At 28.1% G+C, this 25,942-nt stretch carries 26 protein-coding genes and 2 pseudogenes; 27 read left to right on the plus strand and 1 reads right to left on the minus strand.

Annotated elements, in window-relative coordinates; translation table 11 throughout:
* Positions 1-150 precede the first annotated feature (150 nt).
* The 25 genes and pseudogenes from L3B98_RS06515 to L3B98_RS06630 form a co-directional block, all read left to right on the plus strand.
* Positions 151-288, plus strand: a pseudogene (locus tag L3B98_RS06515) (sporulation initiation factor Spo0A C-terminal domain-containing protein); the annotation flags it as partial.
* 161 nt (positions 289-449) lie between these two features.
* Positions 450-1,253: pseudogene (locus L3B98_RS06520) on the plus strand (tyrosine-type recombinase/integrase).
* Between the two features lie 1,451 nt (positions 1,254-2,704).
* Positions 2,705-2,845, plus strand: coding sequence for a hypothetical protein (locus L3B98_RS06525; protein ID WP_238916015.1), 141 nt, complete (start codon positions 2,705-2,707; stop codon positions 2,843-2,845).
* A gap of 273 nt (positions 2,846-3,118) precedes the next feature.
* Complete coding sequence (locus tag L3B98_RS06530) at positions 3,119-3,292, plus strand: hypothetical protein (protein WP_238916016.1); 174 nt, start codon at positions 3,119-3,121, stop codon at positions 3,290-3,292.
* A 402-nt stretch (positions 3,293-3,694) separates the two neighbouring features.
* Positions 3,695-4,090, plus strand: a complete 396-nt coding sequence (locus L3B98_RS06535; RefSeq protein ID WP_015392841.1) for a GIY-YIG nuclease family protein — start codon at positions 3,695-3,697, stop codon at positions 4,088-4,090.
* Positions 4,091-4,191: 101 nt separating this feature from the next.
* Positions 4,192-4,434 (plus strand): DUF1064 domain-containing protein, encoded by a 243-nt coding sequence (locus L3B98_RS06540; protein WP_238916017.1) that lies wholly within the window; start codon positions 4,192-4,194, stop codon positions 4,432-4,434.
* A gap of 212 nt (positions 4,435-4,646) precedes the next feature.
* Positions 4,647-5,048, plus strand: a complete 402-nt coding sequence (locus tag L3B98_RS06545) for a hypothetical protein (RefSeq protein WP_017810630.1) — start codon at positions 4,647-4,649, stop codon at positions 5,046-5,048.
* A gap of 126 nt (positions 5,049-5,174) precedes the next feature.
* Positions 5,175-5,300: a hypothetical protein gene (locus tag L3B98_RS28850; protein WP_257788326.1), complete on the plus strand. Its 126-nt coding sequence runs from the start codon at positions 5,175-5,177 to the stop codon at positions 5,298-5,300.
* Between the two features lie 177 nt (positions 5,301-5,477).
* Entirely contained in the window at positions 5,478-5,720 is a 243-nt protein-coding gene (locus tag L3B98_RS06550; protein ID WP_238916018.1) for a hypothetical protein, read from the plus strand.
* A gap of 78 nt (positions 5,721-5,798) precedes the next feature.
* A complete protein-coding gene (locus L3B98_RS06555; RefSeq protein WP_238916019.1) occupies positions 5,799-6,110 on the plus strand; it encodes a hypothetical protein in 312 nt (103 codons plus the stop codon).
* A 181-nt stretch (positions 6,111-6,291) separates the two neighbouring features.
* Positions 6,292-6,432: a hypothetical protein gene (locus L3B98_RS06560; protein WP_156875915.1), complete on the plus strand. Its 141-nt coding sequence runs from the start codon at positions 6,292-6,294 to the stop codon at positions 6,430-6,432.
* 542 nt (positions 6,433-6,974) lie between these two features.
* Complete coding sequence (locus L3B98_RS29085; protein ID WP_015392848.1) at positions 6,975-7,409, plus strand: hypothetical protein; 435 nt, start codon at positions 6,975-6,977, stop codon at positions 7,407-7,409.
* Positions 7,403-7,615, plus strand: coding sequence for a hypothetical protein (locus L3B98_RS06570; RefSeq protein ID WP_015392849.1), 213 nt, complete (start codon positions 7,403-7,405; stop codon positions 7,613-7,615). The genes L3B98_RS29085 and L3B98_RS06570 overlap by 7 nt, the downstream gene beginning before the upstream one ends.
* Before the next feature lie 5 nt (positions 7,616-7,620).
* On the plus strand, positions 7,621-7,893 hold the full coding sequence (locus L3B98_RS06575) for a hypothetical protein (RefSeq protein ID WP_015392850.1): 273 nt from the start codon (positions 7,621-7,623) through the stop codon (positions 7,891-7,893).
* 2,911 nt (positions 7,894-10,804) lie between these two features.
* Entirely contained in the window at positions 10,805-12,046 is a 1,242-nt protein-coding gene (locus L3B98_RS06580) for an Ig-like domain-containing protein (RefSeq protein WP_238916020.1), read from the plus strand.
* A 96-nt stretch (positions 12,047-12,142) separates the two neighbouring features.
* Entirely contained in the window at positions 12,143-13,060 is a 918-nt protein-coding gene (locus L3B98_RS06585) for a hypothetical protein (RefSeq protein WP_238916021.1), read from the plus strand.
* Positions 13,061-13,083: 23 nt separating this feature from the next.
* Complete coding sequence (locus L3B98_RS06590; RefSeq protein ID WP_238916022.1) at positions 13,084-13,365, plus strand: hypothetical protein; 282 nt, start codon at positions 13,084-13,086, stop codon at positions 13,363-13,365.
* Between the two features lies 1 nt (position 13,366).
* On the plus strand, positions 13,367-13,534 hold the full coding sequence (locus L3B98_RS06595; RefSeq protein WP_238916023.1) for a hypothetical protein: 168 nt from the start codon (positions 13,367-13,369) through the stop codon (positions 13,532-13,534).
* A 243-nt stretch (positions 13,535-13,777) separates the two neighbouring features.
* The gene (locus L3B98_RS06600) at positions 13,778-14,818 is read left to right on the plus strand and encodes an Ig-like domain-containing protein (protein WP_238916024.1); all 1,041 of its coding nucleotides are present in this window, start codon (positions 13,778-13,780) and stop codon (positions 14,816-14,818) included.
* Between the two features lie 294 nt (positions 14,819-15,112).
* Complete coding sequence (locus L3B98_RS06605; protein WP_238916025.1) at positions 15,113-16,084, plus strand: Ig-like domain-containing protein; 972 nt, start codon at positions 15,113-15,115, stop codon at positions 16,082-16,084.
* A 289-nt stretch (positions 16,085-16,373) separates the two neighbouring features.
* Positions 16,374-17,456 (plus strand): Ig-like domain-containing protein, encoded by a 1,083-nt coding sequence (locus L3B98_RS06610; RefSeq protein ID WP_238916026.1) that lies wholly within the window; start codon positions 16,374-16,376, stop codon positions 17,454-17,456.
* Between the two features lie 295 nt (positions 17,457-17,751).
* On the plus strand, positions 17,752-19,428 hold the full coding sequence (locus L3B98_RS06615) for an Ig-like domain-containing protein (RefSeq protein ID WP_238916027.1): 1,677 nt from the start codon (positions 17,752-17,754) through the stop codon (positions 19,426-19,428).
* Positions 19,429-19,814: 386 nt separating this feature from the next.
* On the plus strand, positions 19,815-20,345 hold the full coding sequence (locus L3B98_RS06620; RefSeq protein ID WP_238916028.1) for a hypothetical protein: 531 nt from the start codon (positions 19,815-19,817) through the stop codon (positions 20,343-20,345).
* Between the two features lie 214 nt (positions 20,346-20,559).
* Positions 20,560-20,760 (plus strand): hypothetical protein, encoded by a 201-nt coding sequence (locus L3B98_RS06625; protein WP_238916029.1) that lies wholly within the window; start codon positions 20,560-20,562, stop codon positions 20,758-20,760.
* A gap of 53 nt (positions 20,761-20,813) precedes the next feature.
* The gene (locus tag L3B98_RS06630) at positions 20,814-22,529 is read left to right on the plus strand and encodes a methyl-accepting chemotaxis protein (RefSeq protein ID WP_238916030.1); all 1,716 of its coding nucleotides are present in this window, start codon (positions 20,814-20,816) and stop codon (positions 22,527-22,529) included.
* 256 nt (positions 22,530-22,785) lie between these two features.
* Here the strand turns inward: L3B98_RS06630 and L3B98_RS06635 are convergent, their stop codons facing one another.
* Positions 22,786-23,460 (minus strand): pilus assembly protein PilZ, encoded by a 675-nt coding sequence (locus L3B98_RS06635; protein ID WP_238916031.1) that lies wholly within the window; start codon positions 23,458-23,460, stop codon positions 22,786-22,788.
* Between the two features lie 225 nt (positions 23,461-23,685).
* Between L3B98_RS06635 and uraA the strand changes: the two genes are divergently transcribed.
* Together uraA and L3B98_RS06645 are read left to right on the plus strand one after the other, a co-directional pair.
* Complete coding sequence (gene uraA, locus L3B98_RS06640; protein ID WP_238916032.1) at positions 23,686-24,981, plus strand: uracil permease; 1,296 nt, start codon at positions 23,686-23,688, stop codon at positions 24,979-24,981.
* A gap of 171 nt (positions 24,982-25,152) precedes the next feature.
* The gene (locus L3B98_RS06645) at positions 25,153-25,761 is read left to right on the plus strand and encodes a thioester domain-containing protein (protein ID WP_077362867.1); all 609 of its coding nucleotides are present in this window, start codon (positions 25,153-25,155) and stop codon (positions 25,759-25,761) included.
* The last annotated feature ends 181 nt before the right edge of the window (positions 25,762-25,942 follow it).

Here is a 25,942-nt window from a genome sequence, read left to right on the forward strand (position 1 = left end):
GAATTACTTATAAAAAAGCTATATAATAATAGCAACTAATATCAATAAGTTATACCAACTAATATTAGGAAAAATATATATAATTTTAGAGTGGAAAGTAAAATATAATTGCTTTAATGGTTAAATGTCTATAGTCGTTGGGACTTGTCAGCATGGGGTAGAGGACAAATAGATGCTATTAATAGACTATTTGGATATACTGTCCATACAGAAAAAGGTAAACCTACAAATAGTGAATTTATCGCTATTATCGCTGATAAGCTTCGTTTGAAAAACAAGGTTAGCTAGGTCTAATGACAGACTTATTTAGTGAAAATTTCATATCGATAAACATAATGAAAATCGCTATGGATTTTAGCATTTCGTATCTATGAACTTAAAATTAAATTGTTAAATAAATACCTTTTGTACGTCAGTTCAAGCACTGATGTATAGGAGGTGTTTTTTCTTTGCCAAGAATTATTAAAAAAACAAAACTAATGATAGATTTAATTCAAGATTTTTTAGATTATTGTAACTATAAAAATTTATCTATTAAAACTATTAAATCTTATAATCAAACATTAATTTTATTTATGCGATACCTTGAAGAAGAAAAGGATATTACAGATATTAATAAGATTAATAAAGATATTGTACAAGAATACATTACATTTACAAAAGATAGGGGGAAATATAGTTTTGTAGCAAGCATAGATGGAATGGTTAAAGCTAATATTGATAGAAGGTCAGATATAGGTAAAAAAGTATCTGACAGTACATTAAACAATTATTTGAGGAATATTAAGGTGTTTTTTAATTGATTAGAAGAAAATCAGATGATAAAGCAAAATACGGTATCTAAATGTAAATTTGTAAAAACTGAAAGAAAAGCCAAAGATCAATTAACAGATGCTGAGTTCAATAAACTGATAAAATCTATAGATATTACAAAATTCCATGAGTATCGTGATTATATTATATGTAATATTATTATGGATTCTGGGATGAGACTAAATGAAACTTTAAATTTAACTATTAATGATGTTGATTTTACAAGAAGAACTATTTTAATACCATCAGAGATTAACAAGGGTAGAAGAGACAGAGTTGTTTATTATAGTCAAACAATTATTCATAAGCTTAGTAAAATTTTAGGACATAGCTCGGTGACTGTTACCGAAAAATCCTATCTTGATTTAATGGACGAGGATTTTAGAAAAAAATATCAGAGATTTAGTCCTTTAGAAAATATGAATAGAAATAATTATTAGGGAAAGATTATACAACTAAAAATTTGAAGAGATAAAAATTAAATAAAAAAATAGGTGAGTTGTTACCAGCAACTTACCTACTCTAAAACTACAATTGAATATAGTTTATAATCTGTACCATCTTATTCAAGTGGTAACATAATCTCGATAAAATTATGATATCACAAATTTTTCAAAAAATAAAGATGCTATGGTTTATTAAGTTCGCAAAATTTTAAAGCGAACTTTACTTGCTATGCGATGGGACAAGTATAAAATATCCCATAGGTCTGGTCAACCGATGCTATAGAGTGACAATGTCATATAAAGCTAGTATTAATTATCTTTGTTATAAATGCTAGGAAAGTATTTATATGACATAGGTGCGTGGCGACCAATACCTTTATAAATAACAGCTTCGGTGGTTACTTGGTGTCTAAAGGCGGGTAAAGAGTAGTGATTTAACAACTAGGACAAGTATTAGTTGGTAAAACTGCTTATACAGAAATGTAATTAATAACAAAGATTTAAAGCGATTCCTATTCAACTCAAAACATTAGCTTTAGAGTTAATTTGCTTATGAACTATCAAGAATTTAATTTTTTTGATAGCTTATAGGTAAATTATTTTTTTGCTCAAATTCTTCAATTTAAAACATTATTCTCTGGGCATTGTTCATAAGTCAAGTTTTACTTAAAAATTATTCAGTAAATCAGCCTTTGGTAAGAAAATAAAAAAGTGACTTATTGTGGTGTAATAAGTCATTTGAAAATAGTACTGAGTTTGGACAATATTAAATTATAGTTGCAGTAATAATTTAACAAGCCTAACAATTATGATTATAAGAAGTAATTGTGACAACATTATGTCAAATTAATTAACTTAATATAAATTATTCTATTTAAGATAGTAAATGAAATGATGAGTAGATAATTATAAAAATAAAAAGGACAATCTGTTAATGGGTAACAGACTATCCTGAATACTGTGTTAAAGGGTAATATATTTATGAAAAATTATCATCATCATGGTTTTATTATAAAAGGTAATTGTGGCAAGATTATGTCAGGTTGATTAAATTAAGGTGAATGATTTCTTAAATATAATTAAGGTTTATGGCTGATGAACTATACAGTTCTTTGGTCTTTTTAAAGAGATATAAATGAAATTAAAAATTTATTACATGATAAAACCGATTCATGTGAACTTAAGTTAAAAAATTATTTAGTTGAAATAGATAAAAATAATTTAATTAATCCATCCGAGATAGATTATTAGATAAATGTAAAAAGCTCAATATAAGCAATGTAGGTTGTTCATATATTAAAAATGAAATAGTAGCTTATAGAAGTGATAATAATGCTGAAGATATAATTGCTAAGGCAGAAATACATAATGGATGAAAATGGTTATGTAAATATTGGCAATGCAGTTGAAAATATGTTACAACAACTTAGAAAGGTGGCTTAATTATGAGTAATATGATGATGGTTAAGAAAATGGTAAGAGGTGGATTTACACTTAACGAGGCTGAAGAATTAATGGATAAATTATCTGAATGTTCTGAGAGACAAGTTATAGACGATCTTAAGCAAATTGAATTTGAATCATAACTTAAAACCGAACAGGCATTGGAAGATTGTCTTGATACAATATCTGGATTGGAAGCTAATGAAGAAAATATATTGACTATTAATCAATGTAAAAGATCATTGGAATTTATTGAAATTGCAACTTCTGAGAGTTGAAGAGATGATAGTAGAGGAGAAACAAGTTAAAGAATTAATATGTAATTAATAAAAAAAATGAAATTATGTCGAAAATTATCAACAAATATCCTAACAATATGTTATAATATTTGTAAACTATAACATAGGAGGAATCAAATGATAAAAGAATGTAAAAAAGGTTATGATGTGAATGTAAGAAAAATTGGTACACAGACAAATATAATTCTACCTTTTGCAAATGATGGCGCAAATTTAAGATGTAAAACTGAGAAGTGTGAATTTATTGAAACATGTGAGTATAAAGATTATATAATTAATACAAAGAAATAAATTAGATTATATAGAGGTGTGAGTAAAATAAAAACTCACATCTTTTGTTTTATATAAAGTTTTTATTACGCATCGCTTCCCAAAAAGAGAAAATAGGGTATAGGCTGGTAACTATAATCTTTGCTTATAGTGTCTAGATAAGCATAAAATTATGTACTTAAATAATTACGAAATTAGCACTTGTCTTTGGTAGGATGGAGTGCCTTTTTCAAAGGACTACTGAATTGATATGTAAACAAATACTAAATCACTGATGAAGCACTACTTGGTTGGGGTGCTTTTTTTTTATTATTTTTTATGTTAAAAATATTATAATTATTTAAATACAATATAAAAATGAAAAATAAATTTAAATAAGTGGACAACCGACTAAACAGGTTGTTGAAAAAGGAAGGAATTATTATGTGTAAAATTAATGGAGTATATTTAATTAAAAACAATGTGACTAAAAGAATTAGAATAGGCTCAGCAACTGACATTGATAAGAGATTTAGCCACTATAAGAGTCAGTTAGCAAATGGATTAGGTAATAAAAACATGGTTGAAGATGTTGTTAATTATGGATTAGACAGTTTTGAGTTTATTGTATTAGAGGAATGTGCTATAGAAGATTTATTTAAGACAGAACAAAAGTATATGAATTTATATAGTGATTGCTTTGATAAAGACTATGGATATAACAGTAATATGGTTAGGAAAAGAGAAAAATATATTAGAAATTTAGACAAAGCAAAAGAATATAAGGAAAAGCGTTCTAAGATAATTTATGGAATTAGATGCATTAGTAAAAGTTGTTAGAGACAATGGCACTAATTTAAAAGTTACTTGTGTTCTTTTGTTAGTGTATGTTTTGATAAATACTGCAATGGATATTGTTTGGGAGAGTAAGGGTAAAAATAATGGGAAAGAGATTTTATAGTAAAAAAATTACTGATTCAGATGGAATTAAGTGGGATTCTGAAACTGAATACAATTATTATCAATACATATTGAAAAATAAGGACAAACTAGGAATTAGTAATGTTCAAAGGCAAGTTAAATATATAATTCAAAATAAATTTAGAGATAAGAATAATAAGGCAGTTAGGGAGATATCTTTAACTGTCGATTTTGTATTGGAGTTCTTACTACTGGTGAAATAATTATGGTTGATTGTAAAGGTTGCAAGGAAACAATAGAAGAAACTTTTAAAATTAAGTGGAAAATGATGAAGTTAAAATATCCTTAATATGATTATAAAGTTGTAGTTTGGAATAAGAAATTAAAAGAATTTATGGAAAATTAAAATTAATTTGGAAAATAAAAAGGAATTTTACATTCCTTGTATAATATATTATATAGAGGAGGTGAAGGAATGAAAAAGTTAATTGTTATAGCACTTACCGCTTGTACGTTATTTGGTTCTACAATTAGCGCATCAGCATCTGTATTTAATGGAAGCCAACCGACTAAAATTAATGCAACAGACATTAGTAATTTATTTGGTGGAAAAGAACCAACTAAAATTAATGGAACAGATTTAAGTAATTTATTTGGTGGTTCTCAACAAACAAATGCCATTACAAATTATAGTAAACTAGGAGTCGGACATTGGACTTCCTTGACAGGAGATTCAATAAAAGTTGTGTCTGGATCGGAATATGTTACTATACAAGGTATGATTGTAATTGGAAAAGCACCTGGAACAGCTGTAATTGACGCATACAAAAATGGAGTTTTATATTCACGACAATATCTTACTATTGTTAGGTATTAAAGAATGTAGAATTACATAAAAACTGAAAGAACTCTAGAAATAGGGTTCTTTTATTATACTAATTTGTAGAACTTAATAAAGTATTTTGCCATCTTTTACATAATTGTATATATTGGGGTGAAATTTATGAATGATGTGCAATTCTTAAAATATATTATGAAAAAAGAAAATAAACTAGAAGATGACTACGATATGAAAGAGTTATTCAATATAGCAAAAGAAATGGAGTTGCACCTATTAAATAAAAAATAAATAGATATTTATTGAAATAACTTTACAAACAGGGTTCCTACTATTTACATAATCATGCCACTTTTTACATAATAAGGATATAATTATATGGAAGGTGGACAATATGAATAATGAACCTATTAATATATATAAAGATACATTTAAAAGAATAAGTAAAATAGAGAATCATGAAATAAATTGTTATTATTTCTTTATATAATAATTGCGGTACTTTTCTTTTATGCAGATATTCTGAAGAAAGAAAATCATTTTGGATGTTGCTTTATATATAGAACTATCTTAAAAGAACTAAAAGAAGAAATTAACTTTCATGACAAAGACGTTATTAATGAAGCTGCAATCACAAGCAATAAATCAACAATAATTAAAATAGAAAAAGATATTAATGATATTAGGAAGTTTATGGGGATGAAATGTTAATTTATATACTTGCATAATTTTAGAGGAGTTTGCCATCTTTTGTATAATTGTATTATATGGAAGATGGTGAGAAAAGAAATGACAGAAGAACAAGTGAAACAAGAATTAGATTATTTAAGGGCTCAAAAGGAAAATCCAACAGGTAATTATAGAAAATATTTAGTTAGGTCATATGAGTATATATTAAATAAGAGTAAAGAAAATAATACAGAATTGGCTAAAACTAATCTTAGAGAAATGATTGATTATGTTTATGAAGGATCGCCAGATCATATGGGTAACGAATTAGTTGTGAATTATCAAAAAGATTTGAAAAATTTAGGTTATATAAAGAAATTAAAAGAAAATGGTGAATGGCGAGTATATATAATTAAAGAATTGGATTTTTAAAAAAGGATTCTAAATTAGGGCACAAAATGTGCTCTTTTATTATGCAGAAAATTGAGTTTAGGAGGATTTGAATTGGATAAATTTTTAGCGATAGTAAATATAATTGTATTTGGAATAATGTTCACTTAATTTAAAAGAGTATGATGAGGAAAAACATTATGGAGAGGAAAGGTCATATATTTTGATGACTATTAATTCTCGGTTAGGTACTTCATTAACACAAAAAGACATAGTAGATTTTGTGGGATTAATAAAAGATATTGAAGATTTACTTGATGAAATGAAACAAGAAATGATTCAAGATTGTCCAGATGAAGATTAATCAAGTTCTAAATGATTACAATATGCAAAGTAAAATTAATGATTAGAAATTGGCATGTTACATATTTTTCTTTGTAATAGGAAAAATTAACATAATAATAACGTAATTTAACAATAGAAAAAAAGCAATAATTCCAGGTGTTTATATGCACCTGTTTTTTTATTGCCTAATTTTATGGAAAGAGAGTGATTTATAAATGAAAATAGCAGTAGATTTTGGCATGGAGTTGGAAGTGACAGAGGAGCGGTTGGTTTTGTAGCTGAAGAAGACATTATAAATGCAGTCGGAACATTAGTATTGGCTAAACTAGTTACATTAGGCCATACAGTAATTGGAGTAAGACCAACATAAGCTTCAAGTGTTTCAGCTTCACTATGTCAAAGATGTCAAAAGGCTGATAATAACAATGTAGATTTTTATGTTAGTTTACATGCAAATGCAGGCGGTGGAGTTGGAACAGAAGTATTTACTTATAATGCTAAAGAAGTTCCAGAAGCTAGAAATATATTAAATAATATTGTGGCTTTAGGATTTCAAATAGAGTGATTAAGGATGGTTCTGGATTATATGTAGTTAAACATCCTAGGGCTACAGATATACTTATCAAAATATGTTTCTGCGATACTCAAAGTGATGTTGATAAATATAATTCAATTGGAGCTGAAGCAATATCTAATGCAATTGTATGTGGATTAACTGGTCAAGTTGTGCAAAATGTAGCAAAGAATTCCAATGGCATATGGAAACAAGATGACAAAGGATTTTGGCATGTTAATAGTGATGGAACATATCCTCAAAATAAATGGTTTCAATTAGAAAATGATTGGTATTATGCTGATGAAAAAGGATATTGTTATCAAAATAGATGGTTAAAATACAGGGATAAATGGTATTACTTTAAGAATGATTGTAAGATGGCAACAAATGAAACAATAATATATAAATTTAATGAGCAAGGGGAGTGGATAGAATGTTAGATAGAATAGTAAACAAATTAACTTCAGGGAGATTTTTAATAACTGTGATACTTACAATAGTATTTGCAATATTGGAAATTAACAATCGATTGAGTACAGAATTTCTTACAATTTATACAATGTTAGTGGCTTTTTATTTTGGAAAAGAAAGACAAGACAATGCAGTAAATCAAACAAAAGAAATTGATAAAGCAGAATGGAGGTGACAATAATGGATTTAACAGCTATGGGGAGTTTAATAGGAAGCGTTGGATTTCCTATTGGACTAGCATTGATAATTATTTATGGTGTTTATAGAGGATTTAAAGCATTATGTGATAAATTTTTTAAACCAATATTAGATGAATTTTTAAAGTTACTTAGTACAATAACTGAGAATAATAAAGTATTGGTGGAAACTAATGCTTCATTTGTGGGTAATATAAATACTAAAATGGAAGACATAGAACAAAAAGTGGATAGAATAATGGAAAAGTTAGGGTAGTATAGGGATAATGGATAGGAGAATTGTTCTTAAATTCGTATTACACAGTAAATATTTAATATGTTATAATATTTAAGGCTAAATTGCACAACTAGCCAATACATAATAGGGATAGTATAGACAGGAGAAATTCTTGTTTTGCTATCCCTATCTTTTTCTTTTATTTTACTTATAGAATCACATTAATAATTTACATGCATTTCTATTTATGGTATAATAAGACTTGTATTTTGAGTAGGATAAGTTGTTAAGTTGTACTTGATAATTTAATGAAATAAAAGGACTTTCTAATTATATTATTTGCCATCTCACGTGAGTACCATTCACGTTTTTAATTAATATAATTATACTAATCCTTTAAATTTTACTTTTGTATATCAATTTATTATTTAAAGCATTTTAGAATTACGGAGACTAAATTAAATAGAGATCCAAGAAAAACAAATATATCTTTCACTAGTTCTTTATCGAAACGTTTTCTGCTAAGTCTACGTTTCATGTGTACCGCCTCCTGCGATGTATAAATATTCGAGATGGCATGTTAAGTATATCATTATATGGTAAAAAATACAATTTCGAAGACTTGAAATAATAAGTAGGAGGCTTAAAATAATAATATAAATATTATTATTTCGAATTTAGTACAAGTTATACTAGATTCTTTTTTGTTGTTGGAAAATATGGCATATATAATATTAGTTAAGAATTAATATATTGAAAGTGTTTTTTTTTGCCTAAAATTCTTAAAAAACAAATAGATGGTAATATAGTAGGTTACTTCAAGCTATGTCTATCTGATAATTATTAGGAAAGAATCTTACAACTTAAGAAATTGATTCAAGTATAAAAATAATAAAGAATCTTTTGGCAATATGCTACAAAATAAAAATAGAACAGCCTGCTAGGGTGTGACAGACTATTCTAAATACTGGCTAATATGTATTATTTAAGGGTGAATAATAATGCTTTAACTACTTTATGTTTTTATTATATGAGGCTTTTGTGACAGTATTATGTCAGGTAGATTAAATTAAGATAAATGTTAAATTAGATAATATTAGTAATAATATCTAAGGATTTAAAGAATGATATAAAAAATCAAGATAGTAGACTTATAAAAGTTGAAGAAAGTGTTCAATTTGCCCATGGAAGATCAGATAAAATGGAAGGTGAAAAATAATATGATGGGCAAATAAACAAATACATAATATGCATAAAAATGAAAATGGATGGGCTGATATTGGATATCATTATATATTAGATTAGGTGGTTCAGTACATAAGGTTAGGCCAGATAATGCTATTGGTGTACATTGCCAAGGTTGTAATACTAATACTATTGGAATTGCTTTAGAGGGTAATTACGATAATAGAATAGAAATGCCAACAGAACAATTTAATGCTTGGTGTGAATTGAAATATTATTTATGTAATAAATATAGTAATATGCCTGTATATGGTCATAGGGAAAAAGGAGAGAGTGAGTACACAGGAGAAAATTTCCATTTGATAGATTTAAAAGTGGAATGATAAATAATAAAGGTCATATTATTACAAACTATTTATCCTATGCTTGTGATTGTTACGAATGAGTCGATATTGAATTACTTCCAAGGTATTAAGCGTTATGTCAGAGGTAATGATACAGAAATATGGATTGAGACCGAGTATTTAGTTTTCGCTATCAAAGCAACTTTAGGCAGTTTGTTCTATAGTGTGAGTTAAAGGATTAATAGGGATAGTAGACAGAAGAAATTCTTGTTTTACTATCCCTATTTTTTTCTTAATTATTATACTTATAGAATTATTTTTCTATTTACATTTATTCCTATTTATGGTATAATAATATCTGTGTTTTGGGTAGGATAAGTTGTTAAGTTGTACTTGATAATTTAATGAAATAAAAGGACTTTCTAATTATATTATTTACCATCTCACGTGAGTACCATTCACGCTTTTAAGTAATATAATTACATTAATCCTATAAATTTTACTTTTGTATATCAATTTATTATTTAAAGCATTTTAGAATTACGGAGACTAAATTAAATAGAGATCCAAGAAAAACAAATATATCTTTCACTAGTTCTTTATCGAAACGTTTTCTGTTAAGTCTACGTTTCATGTGTACCGCCTCCTGCGATATATAAATTATTCGAGATGGCATATTTATTATACCATTATTTTCAAATAAAAACAATTTAATACAAAGATAATTAAGAAATTAGTACAAATTTCACTGGGTTCTTTTGAAAATATATAAATGTGTAAATAGAAACACTTTTAATCTATTGTTTAAAAAATAAATAGATTAAAAGCGTTTTTTTTATTGCATAAAGTTTCCTTAAAATATATAGATTATGTTTATTGTAGATTATTAAAAGTAATGTCAATCAGATAATTATTAGAAAAGAATATTACAACTTAAAAAAATGATTCACGTTGAGAAGCAATAAGATATTCTTTGAAAATATTCTATAAAATAAAAATAGAACAGCCTGCTAGGGTGTAACAGACTATTCTAAATACTGGCTAATATGTATTATTTAAGGGGTAAATAATAATGCTTTAACTACTTTATGTTTTTATTATATGATTCTTTTGTGACAGTATTATGTCAGGTAGATTAAATTAATATAAATACTTTCTTAAATATAATTAAGGTTTTAGGCTGATTAATATAAAGTAAGTGTAGATAACATTAAGGGCTTAAATTAAAAGTCTTTTTTTGTTATCCATTTTAAGTAAGATAGTATAAATATGGATAATTGAACATGTAAAAATTTACGATATTTCTTAAATATAAAGGAATTTGTATTACGATTGTTATTGGATTTAACTGGTATTAGAACTAAAATAAAATATATGGAATGCGCATTCATTTATAATTGAAAATAAGGGAGAAATGATAAATGAGAAATTACTTTAAAAAGTTTATTATAATGTTTGTGATGGCTGTAATGTTAGTGTTTGGTGCATCAATTAGTGCTTTCGCAGATGATAGTTATGTGGTTGGAACTGCTAATTTAAATAATACTGTTGAAAATAGTGCAAAAGTTGGGGATATATTAAAAAATCCTGAAAAGGGTTGGAAAAGGTATGATGATAGTAATAATAAATTCATTTATAAAGGTAGTGGTTGGAGAAAGGACAACAATTCTAATACTTATAATGCAGGTCATCATTACTGTTCTATACCTTCGTCTGTTACATTTAAATTCTTTGGGAGTAACTTTAGATTTATAGCTCATAGATATAAAAATATTAATAATTATTATTCAGATCACGTTTATATTAAAATAGATGGAATTGAATGTGGGGATTTTTCAGAGCAAATAAATGGTGAGATTTATCAATTACTATTATACCAAAACAATTCACTAACTAAAGGAATTCACACTGTTGAATTATATACTACTAATTTAGGGCTAAATTTTGATGCTATAGACATAAATAATGATGGCTATTTAATAGATTCTAATGAATCAATATCATTAGATAAATCAAAAATGAATCTAAATGTAGGTAATTCAGAACAGCTAACTGCAATAACAACTCCATCAGCTGTTAGAGTAACATGGACAGTAAGTGATCCTTCAATTGCAACAATAGAAGTAGATCCTACAAATGGTAAAATTACAAAGATAAATGCTCTTAAAGAAGGAACTTGCACTATAACAGCTACAACAAATGATGAGTATAAGTTAAGTGCATCATGTACTATAAATGTAACTAAAAAAACTGAACCAATACCAACACCAGATCCACAACCAACAGATACAGAGTATATAAATAATATTGCTCATGCCAAAGGTACCAATACCAATAATCCTGATGGAGAGGTTACGATTATATTTCATGGATCATCTGACACTAAATTGAGTTTAGTAAAAACAGCAGATGTAAAAGACGTATGGATAGGAGATAATTTCACATATACTCTTGTTATAACTAATACTGGGACAAAGACAGCTAAAGCAGTAGTTGTTAATGATCCAGCACCTAATCATATAGATTTTAACGTTAGTGGAGTAACAACTACTCAAGGAACAGTTGATTCAAGTTCAACATCAAAAAACATTATAGTTAACGTTGGAGATATACTACCTGGAGGAACAGTAACAATTAAAATACCTTCAACTGTAATAGCATAAAATGATTGTTTGAAAATATAATTAAATATAAAGTTTATAAAAGGTACTTGCAGAATGTAGGTACCTTTAAATATTGCTGCATAATAGTCAGATATTGTGCAAGATAGAATATATTATTGTGGGGCTACAACTGGAACTAATGCTTATACAGTTACTAACACTGATATTACAGCATATAAAGATGGCTTAACAGTGCGTATAAAAATAGGAACAGCTAGCACAGGTGCAAGTAGCCTTAATATTAATGGTTTGGAAGCTAAAACAATTTTAGATACACTAGGAAATCCTATCACTGCTAATGGATTAAAGGCTGGACTACCTTATCAATTATGCTACAATGGCACAAATTTTATTGTATTGGGTAAAGGAGGTGGTGGGAATTTAACATCAGGTGATCTATTAATAAGTAAAACAGCAACCGGAGATAGTGGAGTAGTAACAGGCTCAATGCCTGAAAATGGGCAATTAAATGCTAATTTGAATTGTGGACAAAGCTTTAATGTTCCATCTGGTCATGCTAGTGGTGGAACAATTACTGCAAATAGTTTAGCAAGCCAAACACCAGCTAATGCATCATCGGCACAAATATTATCGGGATTTAGTGCATGGGTTAATGGAAGTCTAATTAATGGTCAAGCAACAATAGCAAGTATAGGAGGAAGACAATTTGCATCTAATACCGCTATAGTAGGATCTACAAGATACAACGTTTATGGACCTAACAATTCTGCTGCCGCAAAATTGATATCTGTATCTGGTCTTAATTTCACACTGTCAGCTATATTTGGATATTCACAATCAAAGCCTACTACTAGGTTTTACTGGCATAACTCAATGCCAGATTCTATTGCATTGACAATTGATTATGGTTATTCTCAACTATGGTTTAATTTAAGTATAGCAAGTACAAAATCAACAGTAGCATTAGGAGTAAACGGAGGGAGCTTCGTTATGCCTTTAAATACTGACGGTGTTAGCGGTGGGGATACTATAATTTGGTTTGCATATAGTTAATTAATTAGGAGGATAAAATAAATATGAGCACATTAATAATTTATGATAATACAGGAACTATTTTTAGTTCACCGATAACAGGAAGTTATCAAAAACCACAAGGAGATTTAAAGTATTTAGAAATAGAACTACCAGAAAATAAAATTCTAACAGGCATTGATACAAGTAAAATACCAAACGTACCAATACTTGAAGATATACCAAAAACAGATTTAGAAAAAACACAAGATCAATTGCTAGAAACTCAAGCTCAATTAGCAAATTTACAAGAACAAATATTATTAAAAGAAAATGGAGGTAAGTAAAATGGATTTAATCATGGAGAATCTTATTAACAACAAATTTTATCCAACTAAGGATGATGTAGAAAAGAAGTTGGGTGTATTCTTTGCATTTAACGTAATCTCACAGGATGAATATACTAAGTTAATGCAATTAGCAGAAAGCAAATATACTGAAACTAGTGCATCATAGTAAGAACTATCAATAAAATAAACATAAATAGCATTAAAGGCTTAAATAAAAAGTCATTTATTGTTATCCATTTTAAGTAAAATAGTATAAATATTGATAATAAAATATCTAAAAATTTACTGAATTTCTTAGATATAAAGGAATTTGTATTACGATTATTGTTGGTTTTAACAGGCATTAGAATTAAAATAAAGATATGGAATGCGCATTCATTTGTTATTAAATAAAGGGGAGAAATGATAAATGAAAAATTACTTTAAAAAGTTTAGTATAATGTTTATGATGGCTTTAGCTATTATTGGAATTGGAATGATTCAAAATGGATATGTTGTTAATGCTACTATTATTGGGCAGGAATTAGTTAATCCTGAAGAAGGATGGACAAGATATGAACATGACAATAATAAAATAATATATAACGGATCAAATTGGATAAATAAAAATGGTGGGCATTATCTGAGAAATGATAATACTGGTAGTATAAAGTTTGGATTTTATGGAAGTAAATTTAGAATTATATCATGGTATGATAATAATGGTTCTCCTAAAGTTGAAATTAAAATAGATGGAAATATTATTGGTACTTATTCAGCTTATTCTCAAAATATTACCGCAATTAAGGGTTTAATATATGAAGATTCTGGATTGTCTGTAGGACATCATATTATCGAATTAAAAAATATTAATACTTCAGAAACTAATGGATGTAATGATTTAACATTAAAAGCTATAGATATAAATTATACTGGATATCTAGTAGATCCTAATGAATCAATAGCATTAGATAAATCAACAATTAATTTAACAGAAGGTGATTCTGATAAATTAACTGCAATAACAACTCCATCAGCAGTTGGAGTAACATGGAAATCAAGCGATCCGTCAATAGCAACAATAGAAGTAGATCCTACTAATGGTAAAATTGTAAAAGTAAATGCGTTAAAAGAAGGTACTTGCACAATAACAGCAACCACTACAGATGGTAGTAATTTAAGTGCATCATGTGCAATAAATGTAACTAAGAAAGATGTTCCTAAACCAGATAATCCAACAACTGATACGAAAATAGGGGCAATTTTAATAATAAACTTAACAGATGGAGAAACAAAAGTATTTGATGTATCAAATTCAGAGGTTGATAAGTTTAAATCTTGGTACAATAATAAATCAGAATTCGAAAATAAGTTGACATATGTATTTAATAAAACAGTAAATTCAACTATATCAGTAGAAGAAGATGTTGTACATAATCAAATAACATCTTTTGAAATAAGAAAATATTAATATGTATGTTTATATAAGGACACTTGCATAAATTGTAAGTGTCCTTTAATATTGGTGAGTACTAGGAAAATATGATGAAAACTTAATAAGCCACCAAATAAGCACCATTATAGGTGTTTTTTATTTGGCTTATCTTTACATTAAAATGAATACTGTAAAAAATTACTATATTTCTTAGATATAAAGGAATTTGTATTACGATTATTGTTGGATTATATTGGTATAACTATTAAAATAAATATATGGAACGCGCGTTCATTTATTATTAAAATTATATTAATGGAGAAATGATAAATGAAAAATTACTTTAAAAAGTTTAGTATTATGTTTATGATGGCTTTAGCTATTATTGGAATTGGAATGATATATGGTGGAAATGGTGCTAATGCAGCTACTGTTGGGCAACAATTAGCATTACCTGAAAATGGGTGGCAGAGAATTGATGATGATAATAATAAGTTTCTAAGAGAAGGTTCTGGATGGGTAAATGCGACAGATGCTGGTAGGTATGAAGGTCATGTATGGTATAGTTCTTCATCTGATGCTAAAATCAAATTTTCATTTTATGGAAAAAATATAAGAATAATAGGGTTAAATACTTTAACAGGAGATGCTACCAGAAAAATCACTATAGATTCAGAATCGACAACGTATTCAGAAAAAGGGTCTTCGTTATATCAAGTAATAGCATATGAAAAAACAGGATTAACATTAGGAATTCATACTGTAACCATTTCAGCAAGTTTAGGTTATACAACATGGTTAGATGCAATAGATATAGATTCAAGTGGATATTTATTATCACCATCAATAGATATAAACAAGTCTTCAATTGATTTGACAATAGGTGATGCGCAAAAATTAATCGCAACTACTACGCCAGCCAGTGCAGAAGTAACTTGGACATCAAGTGATACTTCAATAGCAACTGTAGATTCGACAGGTAACGTAATAGCAACTAATGAGGGTGTGTGTGCAATATCAGCAAAAATTGCAGATGGTTCAACTGCAATCTGTACTGTTACAGTAACTAAAAAAGATGATCCTCAACCAACTCAACCTTCTGGAGATGCTAATTTATTGATAGAATTAGTAGATGGACAAATAAAACAATACACTGTATCACAAGATGAAATTAATAAATTTACATCATGGTTCGAAAATAGAGATAAAGATCATTCATTGACAGCTACATATAAGTTTACAAAAGGCACTTACAAAGATTATGTAGTACATGATCAAATAGATTGGTTTGAAGTAAGATAATAGAATTTTAAGTATATAGGAGACACTTACAGAAATGTAGGTGCCTTTTTATATTGCTACATACTAGAAATATATGATGAAAACTTAATAAGCCAAATAAGCACCATTATAGGTGTTTTTTATTTGGCTTATCTTTACATTAAAATGAATACTGTAAAAAATTACTATATTTCTTAGATATAAAGGAATTTGTATTACGATTATTGTTGGATTTAACAGGTATTAGAACTAAAATAAATATAAGGAATGCGCATTCATTTATTATTGAAATATAAGGGAGAAATGATAAATGAAAAATTACTTTAAAAAGTTTAGTGTTATGTTTGTGATGGTTTTGGTGCTAATTTTAGGATGTGCTACTAGTGCTTTTGCATCAGAGGAATATAAAGAGATTGGAAGTACTGTTTTAAGTAATATTCCTAAACAGGGAGATATACTAGAACAACCTGAAAAAGGATGGATAAGATATGATGATACTAATAGCACAATAGAATACAGTGAAGACAATTGGAGTTCGTTCAAAAATAATGATACTCGATACGTAAATTATACAGGTCACTCTACTAAGGTTTCTGATGCTACTCTTCGATTTAGCTTTACAGGTACAAAATTGAGAATTATAGCACCGTTAGCTAAGGACAGAGATCCTGATGCGATATTCACTTTGGATGGTGTTTCAGAAAATATTTGGCAGGTTAATGATGGGAGTGATAATCCAAAATCAAAAGTAATAGTTATTCAAAAACTTAACTTGTCTCCTGGAATTCATAGCTTTGTTATATCTAAATCAAAGAACTCAAATACATTTGTAGGAATAGATGCAATAGATATAGATGGACAATTATTACCATATAATGAATCATTAACATTAGATAAATCAACAATGAATCTAACAGAGGGGGATTCAGGAAAATTAACTGCAACAACAACTCCAGCATCAGTAGGAGTAACATGGACAGTGAGTGATCCTTCAATAGCAACAATAGAAGTTGATCCTACTAATGGTAAAATAACAAAAGTTAATGCGCTTAAAGAAGGAACTTGTACAATAACAGCTACAACAAATGATGAGTATAAGTTAAGTGCATCATGTACTATCAATGTAACCAAGAAAGATGTTCCTAAACCAGATAATCCAACAACTGATACGAAAATAGGGGCAATTTTAATAATAAACTTAACAGATGGAGAAACAAAAGTATTTGATGTTTCAAGTTCTGAGGTTGATAAGTTTAAATCATGGTACAATAATAAATCAGAATTTGAAAATAAGTTAACATATGTATTTAATAAAACAGTAAATTCAAATATATCAGTAGAAGAAGATGTTGTACATAATCAAATAACATCTTTTGAAATAAGAAAATATTAATATGTTTATTTATATAATGGGCACTTACAAAAATGTAGGTGCCTTTTAATATTGGTGCATACTAGGAAGAATGAGCATAATAATTAAATAAAAATTATAAGCATGATTAAGGACTTTCAATAGTCTTTTTTCTTGTTCATATCTGACGCATACATTGCTTCTAGATAGACTATATCTTTAATTTGGAAAAATGGCAGAATTTGTATTACGATTTTTGTTGGATTTAACTAATTATGAGATTAAAATAATTGATGAACATGTTCATAATTTAATGAATAAATAGGAGAACTGATAAATGAAAAATTATTTTAAAAAGTTTAGTGTAATGTTTATAATTGCTTTTGCTATTATGTTTGGAAATTTCACTAATGCGTTTGCAGTCAGCCATGTGTTGTCAGTCAGCTACGCTACCACAGTACGCATTAATGATACAACTATAAGTTTCGATAAAGTTATTTATGTAGATCCACAAAATGGAGATGACATTACAGGTCTTGGAAATGAAAAATATCCATATAGTACAATCAAAAGGGCTTTAGAAGTGTGCAGTGCTAAAGGTTCTGCTATATTTTTAAAAGGTACTACTAAAGAAACAACTAATCCTATTAATCTTGCTAGTAAAAGTGTCACTATTATAGGTGATTATTTAAAATATGGCTCTAAAATAACTAGCAGTATAAGTAATGGATCTATAAATATATATAATGTTTATTTATCTAATTCAAGTACTGCTACTTATGGTGAAATATTTGCTAGCATAGCAAGTCTTAATTTATATAATTGTATATTTGAAGAAAATTCATATTATACTAACGTAAGTGTAACTAGTTCTAATTTTTATAACTGTCTAATAATTAAACAAGGTATTAAATATAATAGTACTATTAATTATGTAAATTGTGCATTTAAGGCAAAGATAGCGACTAATGATACTTGTGTAAGTAATGTGACTTATGATGATAAATTTAAATTAACTTCAGATTCAGGTCGTTGGCAAAATGAAGGTACAGGAAAAAATCCAGATGGAACAGTAGCTAATATGGGACTTTATGGTGGACAGTTTGCATGGGGAACTTGGACTGGTAATAAAGAATCTATATTATTAAATAAATCAACAATGATATTAACAGAAGATGCTTCAGAACAATTAACTGCAACAACAACACCAGCAGGTGTAGGTGTAACATGGAAATCAAGTAATGAATCAATTGCAACAGTAGATTCAAATGGTAAAGTTACAGCGATAAAAGAAGGACAAGCAACTATAGCAGCTACTACTTCTGATGGTTTAACTGCGATATGTATAGTAACTGTAACTAAAAAAGCAGAGCAAGAGTCAATATCACTAAATAAATCAACTACAAATTTAATAATAGATGATTCAGAAACTTTAATAGCAACAACAACTCCAGCAGGAGCACAAGTAACATGGAAATCAAGTGATTCTTCAGTAGCAACAGTAGATTCAGCTGGTAAAGTAACTGCGGCAAAAGAAGGAACTTGTACTATAATAGCGACAACTGCTGATGGATTAACTGCTAAATGTGTTGTGACTGTAATACCAAAAGGAACAGATCCAAATCCTCAACCAATAGATACAGAGTATATAACTAATATTGCTCATGCCAAAGGTACCAATACCAATAATCCTGGTGGAGAGGTTACGATTATATTTCATGGATCATCTGACACTAAATTGAGTTTAGTAAAAACAGCAGATGTAAAAGACGTATGGATAGGAGATAATTTCACGTATACCCTTGTAATTACTAATACTGGGACAAAGACAGCTAAAGCAGTAGTGGTTAAGGATCCAGCGCCAAATCATATAGATTTTAATGTTAATGGAGTAACAACTACTCAAGGAACAGTTGATTCAAGTTCAACATCTAAAAACATTATAGTTAATGTTGGAGATATACTACCTGGAGGAACAGTAACAATTAAAATACCTTCAACTGTAATAGCATAAAATGATTGTTTGAAAAGATAATTAAATATAAAGTTTATAAAAGATACTTGCAGAAATGTAGGTATCTTTTTATGTTGCTACACAATTGGAATGGGGGATGTATTATATGTACTAATTTGCATAAACAAGTATAAAGTAGAAGAAGTGGAAATAATGTTGTATAATTTACATGGTCATAAGTTATTTTTCATGAAGAATAGACTGAGCATAATATTAGATACTGAAATCTTAGATGGAGTTTTGCAAGTGCGCATCAAATAATTAAACTTCAATTTAATATTAGGTAGAAATAAAAATGACTGATTAATTTTTAAAATCTATTGACGTATGTTTTTTATTATTTACATAATCATGCTATGTTTTGTATAATGAGGTATATTATACTAATGAAAGCGGGGAATAATAATTATGAAAAAAAGTTACTAGCTATCTTGATAACATCTACACTGACTATATTAATGTTACCAATGGGGATAAATGCAGAATGGAGAAGTGATAGTCATGGGTATTGGTATGCAGAAGGGAATAGTTGGGCTCTAGGTTGGAAACAAATAGACGACAACTGGTATTATTTTGATAAAAATGGATATGTGGTTAAGAACATGGTTGTTGATGGTTACATTCTTGGAATAGATGGTGCATGGGTTGAAAACAAGCAGAATGATATTTCAATGTTGAACTCTGGTAAAACTATTATAAAAGATTACAAAATAACAGTATTCTACGAAAAAGCAACTGGTAAAATAGTAAAATGTGTTGATGGAGTCAAATCATATTCAATACTAGATGCTTCAGCAAAACAAGATGAATTAGAGAAAAAATATGGCATTGTAGTTATTGGAAAAGATGTAGAAGTTCAGTATGGATATGAAAATTACAAAGTAATAAATGGTCAAATAGTATATATAAAAAAATAATTATTGAATAATTTATTTTACATATTTGTTATTGGCATTATAAATGGAACCTAATGAAATGATATAAATTTTATTAGGTTCTTTTTTGTAAAAATTTGTTTTAATGAAGGCGCTTTTTATGGGATTTTATTTTATTTTTTAAAGGAATTAATTAATATGTGAAGAATTAATTGTATATATATATATTAATGTAGATTATAGGGAGGGAATGATTATGAGTGATTGTCAGAACCTGGAAAAATGTGGATTCGTGAAAAAATACGGTGAATCAAAAGCTCTTGCAGTAAATGGCTTTGTAGCAATGTATTGCATAAGCGAGAAACAAGAAGAGTGCAAAAGGAAAGAGTACAAACAAAAAAATGGAGTCCCACCAATAGATGAAATGCTTCCTAATGGAGGCATGATAAAGGATTGAATAGAAAATGTGACAAAGTTAAAAATTATTAAATACTTTGAGGGGGAGTTATTTTGAAACTGTTTGAAAATTTAAAGACTGCACAAAAACTGATTTTTTCATTTATCTTAGTATCGATCTTTATAGTAATAGTAGGTGGTATTGGTATTTTTAATATGAAAACAATTAAAGAGAATTCAAATTCTATGCACGATTATAATTTCGAATCAATAAAGCAATTATCCAATTTAAAGAGTAATTTAGGAGATATTCGTAGCGACCTATTGAAGTTAAACTATCAGAGAAATATAAACAATCAAAATGAGCAACTGGAGAAAGAAATAGATAAATTTTATAATGAAACTATTAGTATAATGTCAAATTATGAAAAAACAATATTGTCAGATGAGGAGAAACCGGCTTTTGGTAGACTTAAGGAGGATGTACAGGCATATAAAAGCAGTTATGATGTAGTTATTAAACTTGTAAATGACAATAAATATGACGAAGCAGATGGATATTATTCTAATTTAACAAAAATCAGATCAAAAATATATGATGACTTAAGTGAATTAATAGAAATTAATGTAAATCAAGCAGATAAAGCTAATAAAGATAATAATGTAACCTATAATAATTCTTTATATAAAATAATTATTATAACTTCTTTAATATTAATTATTTCAATTATTTTAGGTGCTTTAATATCACTTTGGATTTCAAGGCAATTAAAAAAAGTGTTAAATTTTGCTGAAGCACTTGGAGATGGAGATCTGACTCAAATAATTAATATTGACACAAATGAAGAAATTGGGAATATGGCTAAAGCATTAAACAAAGCTAATCTAAACATAAAAGATCTAATTAGTGAAATAATTAATAGTGCAAGTGACATAAGTTCAACTAGTGAGGAACTATCCGCAATGACTGAAGAGGTTTCATCAAAGATGGAAGTGGTAAACGAATCTATAGAGCAAATATCTAAAGGGGTTCAAGACTTAAGTGCAACTACTGAAGAAGTAAATGCATCGACAGAGGAAATAAACGCTAATACTAGTAGGCTTGCAAATAGAGCTAGTGATGCAGAGGTTTCAGTTGGAGAGATTAAAAAACGTGCACTTGACATTAAAAATAAAGCTTCAAAAAATATAGATGAAAGTAATATTATATACCTAGAAAATCGTACTAACATTTTGACTGCGATTGAAGAAGCTAAGGTAGTAGAAGAGATAAAAATTATGGCTGATTCTATTGGAGATATAGCAGAACAAACTAATTTACTTGCGTTAAATGCTGCAATTGAGGCTGCAAGAGCAGGTGAACAAGGTAAGGGCTTTGCTGTAGTTGCAGATGAAGTAAGAAAGCTTGCAGAGCAATCTTCTGGAGCTGTTGCTAATATTCAGGAATTGGTTAATCAAGTACAATTTGCAGTTACTAAACTTTCGCTAAGTGGAGAAGATGTACTTAAATTTATGGAGAATAATGTAAAACCAAACTATGAATTTCTTCATAACACAGGAATTCAGTATGAAAATGATTCGGAATTTGTTAATAAGATTACACAAGAAATTTCGTTTTCTTCAAAGCAAATGAATGATGTAGTTGAACAAATAAGCTCTGCAATACAGAGTGTTTCTGCTACAGCAGAAGAATCAGCTGCAGGTTCTCAAGAAATAGCTAGTAGTGTTAATGAAATAACTATTGCCATTAATGATGTAGCAAAATCAGCTCAAAGTCAGGCAGAATTAGCTCAGAGACTTACTGCTATGATACAAAAATTTAAAGTATAAAAAAATCGCAGGCGACTGTGGAGCCGAAGATTTTTTTTACGCATCTGCCTTTTCGAACGTATGTGAGAAAAAACTGGCAGGCGAATATGATTTGTTTTTTATTCTTTTCTTATACACAACTCAGTTAAATAGTCTTTTTTATATATTATCCACAGATTTTACTGCACTATAAATTCCCAAAGAATAAAATAATCCTTCTGTATTATTGATAATCTATTATATCAGTAATATAGAAGGATTTTAATTTTTATAAAAACTACTTAAATTCAGCACTATCTTTCAATTTTTCTGAAACAAAATCTAAAATTAATTGTCTGTGATTTGTTTTTATGTCATTAAATTTATAGGCAGCCCTTTGATGTTTAGTATCATCAGTGTGATCAAGTCTAATTTGTTCACAAAGGGAAATTATATTTTCGCTTTTTATATTTAAAGAAATAATTGCTAATTTACTATCTGATTCAATTTTTGGAAGTACAAAATACACTCCGCCAGCACTGATATTTACAGTGTATGATTTTTTTAAGGATCTGAGGTATTTTGGCTCGACAGCATTTAACTTTTCATAATTTACTTCAGCTGGAAGTAGTGAATATTCTATATCCATAACAATAGGAAGTCTTTCATATTCTCTTCTTTCAATACCAAATAAAACTTGAGGTTTACTTATTAATACAACTTGTTCATGATCATTTTGAGTGCAGGCAAGTACAACAGAGGAGCATTTAATTGCTTGATGCTTATTTATTAATATTATTTTTACAGGTTGGTCCTTAGATAAGATTAAGTATGAATCTTGTCTAGAATTAATTGTTATGCCTAAGCAATCACTTGAGATTTTTTTTATAATCCCGTCTACTAAGGTCTTTTCAGGCGTGATAAATTTAACTATTTCATTTTCTTTTAAAGTATTTATATCGACGAATTCCATTAGCAACACCTCTTAATATCATAAGTTAAAATATAATTTAAAACTCACTGGTTGTAAATATTAAAGTGATAATGATTTACTCTTATATATAATAATATCATAGAATAATTTGTTATAAAATAGTTTGAGGGGATTTTAATAACTTGACAAAGTGCATGTCATTATGTTAAGTTATCAAGAGCGTACTTTTAATTTAGTTCAGAGAAGCTAAGAAGGAGGATAAATATGACAACTAATGAATTATACGAAAACACAAACGATTTTGTGGACGTGACAGAAAAAATATCTTTAAAGAGGGCAATTCCTCTAAGTTTTCAACATCTATTTGCAATGTTTGGATCATCGGTTTTAGTTCCACTTATTTTTAAAATTGATCCAACAACTGTCTTATTTTTTAATGGTATAGGTACATTACTATATGCATTTCTCACTAAGAAAAAAATTCCAGCTTATTTAGGTTCAAGTTTTGCGTTTATTTCGCCGGTATTATTATTATATAGTCAAGGTTATAATTTTGAAACAATACAAGGTGGTTTTGTAGCAGCAGGAGTAGTATTTTCAATCATAGCAATAATTGTTGGATATACTGGTATAGGATGGGTTGATAAATTATTTCCACCAGCAGCTATGGGTGCAATCATAACTATAATTGGTTTAGAATTAGCAAGTACAGCAGCAGATATGGCAGGTTTCCCAGTAGGAGGAAGTAATACTCAAACCTTAAATGTTAGTTGGGTAATAGTATCTTCTATAACTCTAGTAACAGTAATATTATGTAATGTTTTATTAAGAGGCTTTTTAAAACTTATACCTATATTAATTGGAGTTGTAGTAGGTTATATTGTATCCTTATCTATGGGATTAATAGATTTTAGCACAGTAAGCAACGCAAGCTTCTTTTTATTACCTAATATAAAAGTTGCACATTTTGATATAAATGCTATTTTGACGATTTTACCTGCAACCTTTGTTGTAATAGCTGAACATGTAGGTCACTTAAAGGTTACAAGCAGCATTGTAGGTAAAGATTTAACAAAAGATCCAGGGCTTCATAGATCACTACTTGGAGATGGATTATCAACAATAATTTCTGGAATGTTTGGTTCGGTACCAACAACAACTTATGGAGAAAATATTGGAGTGTTAGCCTTAACTAAAGTTTATAGCGTATATGTAATTTGCGGTGCTGGATTAATTTCAATAATATTAGGTTTTTCAGGGAAGATGTCAGCGATTATAAGTACAATCCCAACTCCTGTTATAGGAGGAGTTAGTTTGTTATTGTTTGGATCAATAGCAACCTCAGGACTTAGAACTTTTATTGAAGGAAAAGTTGATTTTTCTAAGTCAAGAAATTTAATTTTAACCTCAATAATATTTGTTATAGGTTTAAGTGGAATAAAATTGACTTTTGGAAGTACTGAAATTAAGGGAATGGGATTAGCAACGTTAGTAGCTATGGTATTAAGCATAAGCTTTATGATATTTGATAAACTTGGAATAATGAATGAAAAAGAATAATTATATAAACTTTAATTAAAATTAAGGATATGGAAAGATGGTTCCATATCCTTAATTTTTTTGTGATGCATTACCTTTTAGTTCAAATCGTAGATTTATATTCAATTTATGAATATATAAGATAATTTAAACAAAAACTACTCCTAAGATAATAAATAGGAGGAAAGTGTAATGAAAATAAATAAATATTTAAGAAAAATAAATTACTTTATGATTTTAACATTATTTATGAGTATGATCATAGGTGCAGATGCAACACCAAATTTTAAAGTAATAACTGGTAAGCAGATTATAGGAACTGTTCAGTATAATGGTTATGATCTTAACGCAAGAAAAATAAGTATTGAGGGAAGCAAAAATATTGTATATTGCTTAGAAATTAATAAAAACTATCCATCTGGTCAAAGTTTTTCTTCAATTGGAGACCTTAGTAAGAATATCGGAAATGTTGTAGCGGCTGGATACCCTAATAGATCTCCTGCAGAATTAAATTTAAGTGATGAAAATGAAGCATATTTTGCTACACAAATAGCTATATGGAGTGCAATGGAAGGCTATGATGTTAATAAATTTAAAGGTGAAAATCCATATGTTTTAGATGCTATAAGAAATATATATAATGATGGAATGAAAGGTGTATATACTAATAAAATAAGAACTAAAGCTTATAAAACTAATAATGAAGCAATTCAAGAAATTATTACTGTGCATCTAGATGATTTAGTAGCAGAACAAAAAGCAGAATCTATACAAAAAGAATATCCACCTCAAGAAGGTTAATGGATAGTATAATAAAATATATTAGAAATCAAATATATTTTTATAAAGCAGAGGCTTAAAAGTTTTAATTATATGTTAATAGTCCTGTGTAATAAAAATCTGTTTGATTTCATTTGTCTATTGGACAACAATAGCATTGCTGTTGGCTTTTATTGACACAAATAGTTTAAAATGATAATCT

The sequence above is a fragment of the Clostridium sp. YIM B02555 genome (assembly GCF_022320955.1).
GTDB classification, from domain to species: domain Bacteria; phylum Bacillota; class Clostridia; order Clostridiales; family Clostridiaceae; genus Clostridium; species Clostridium saccharoperbutylacetonicum.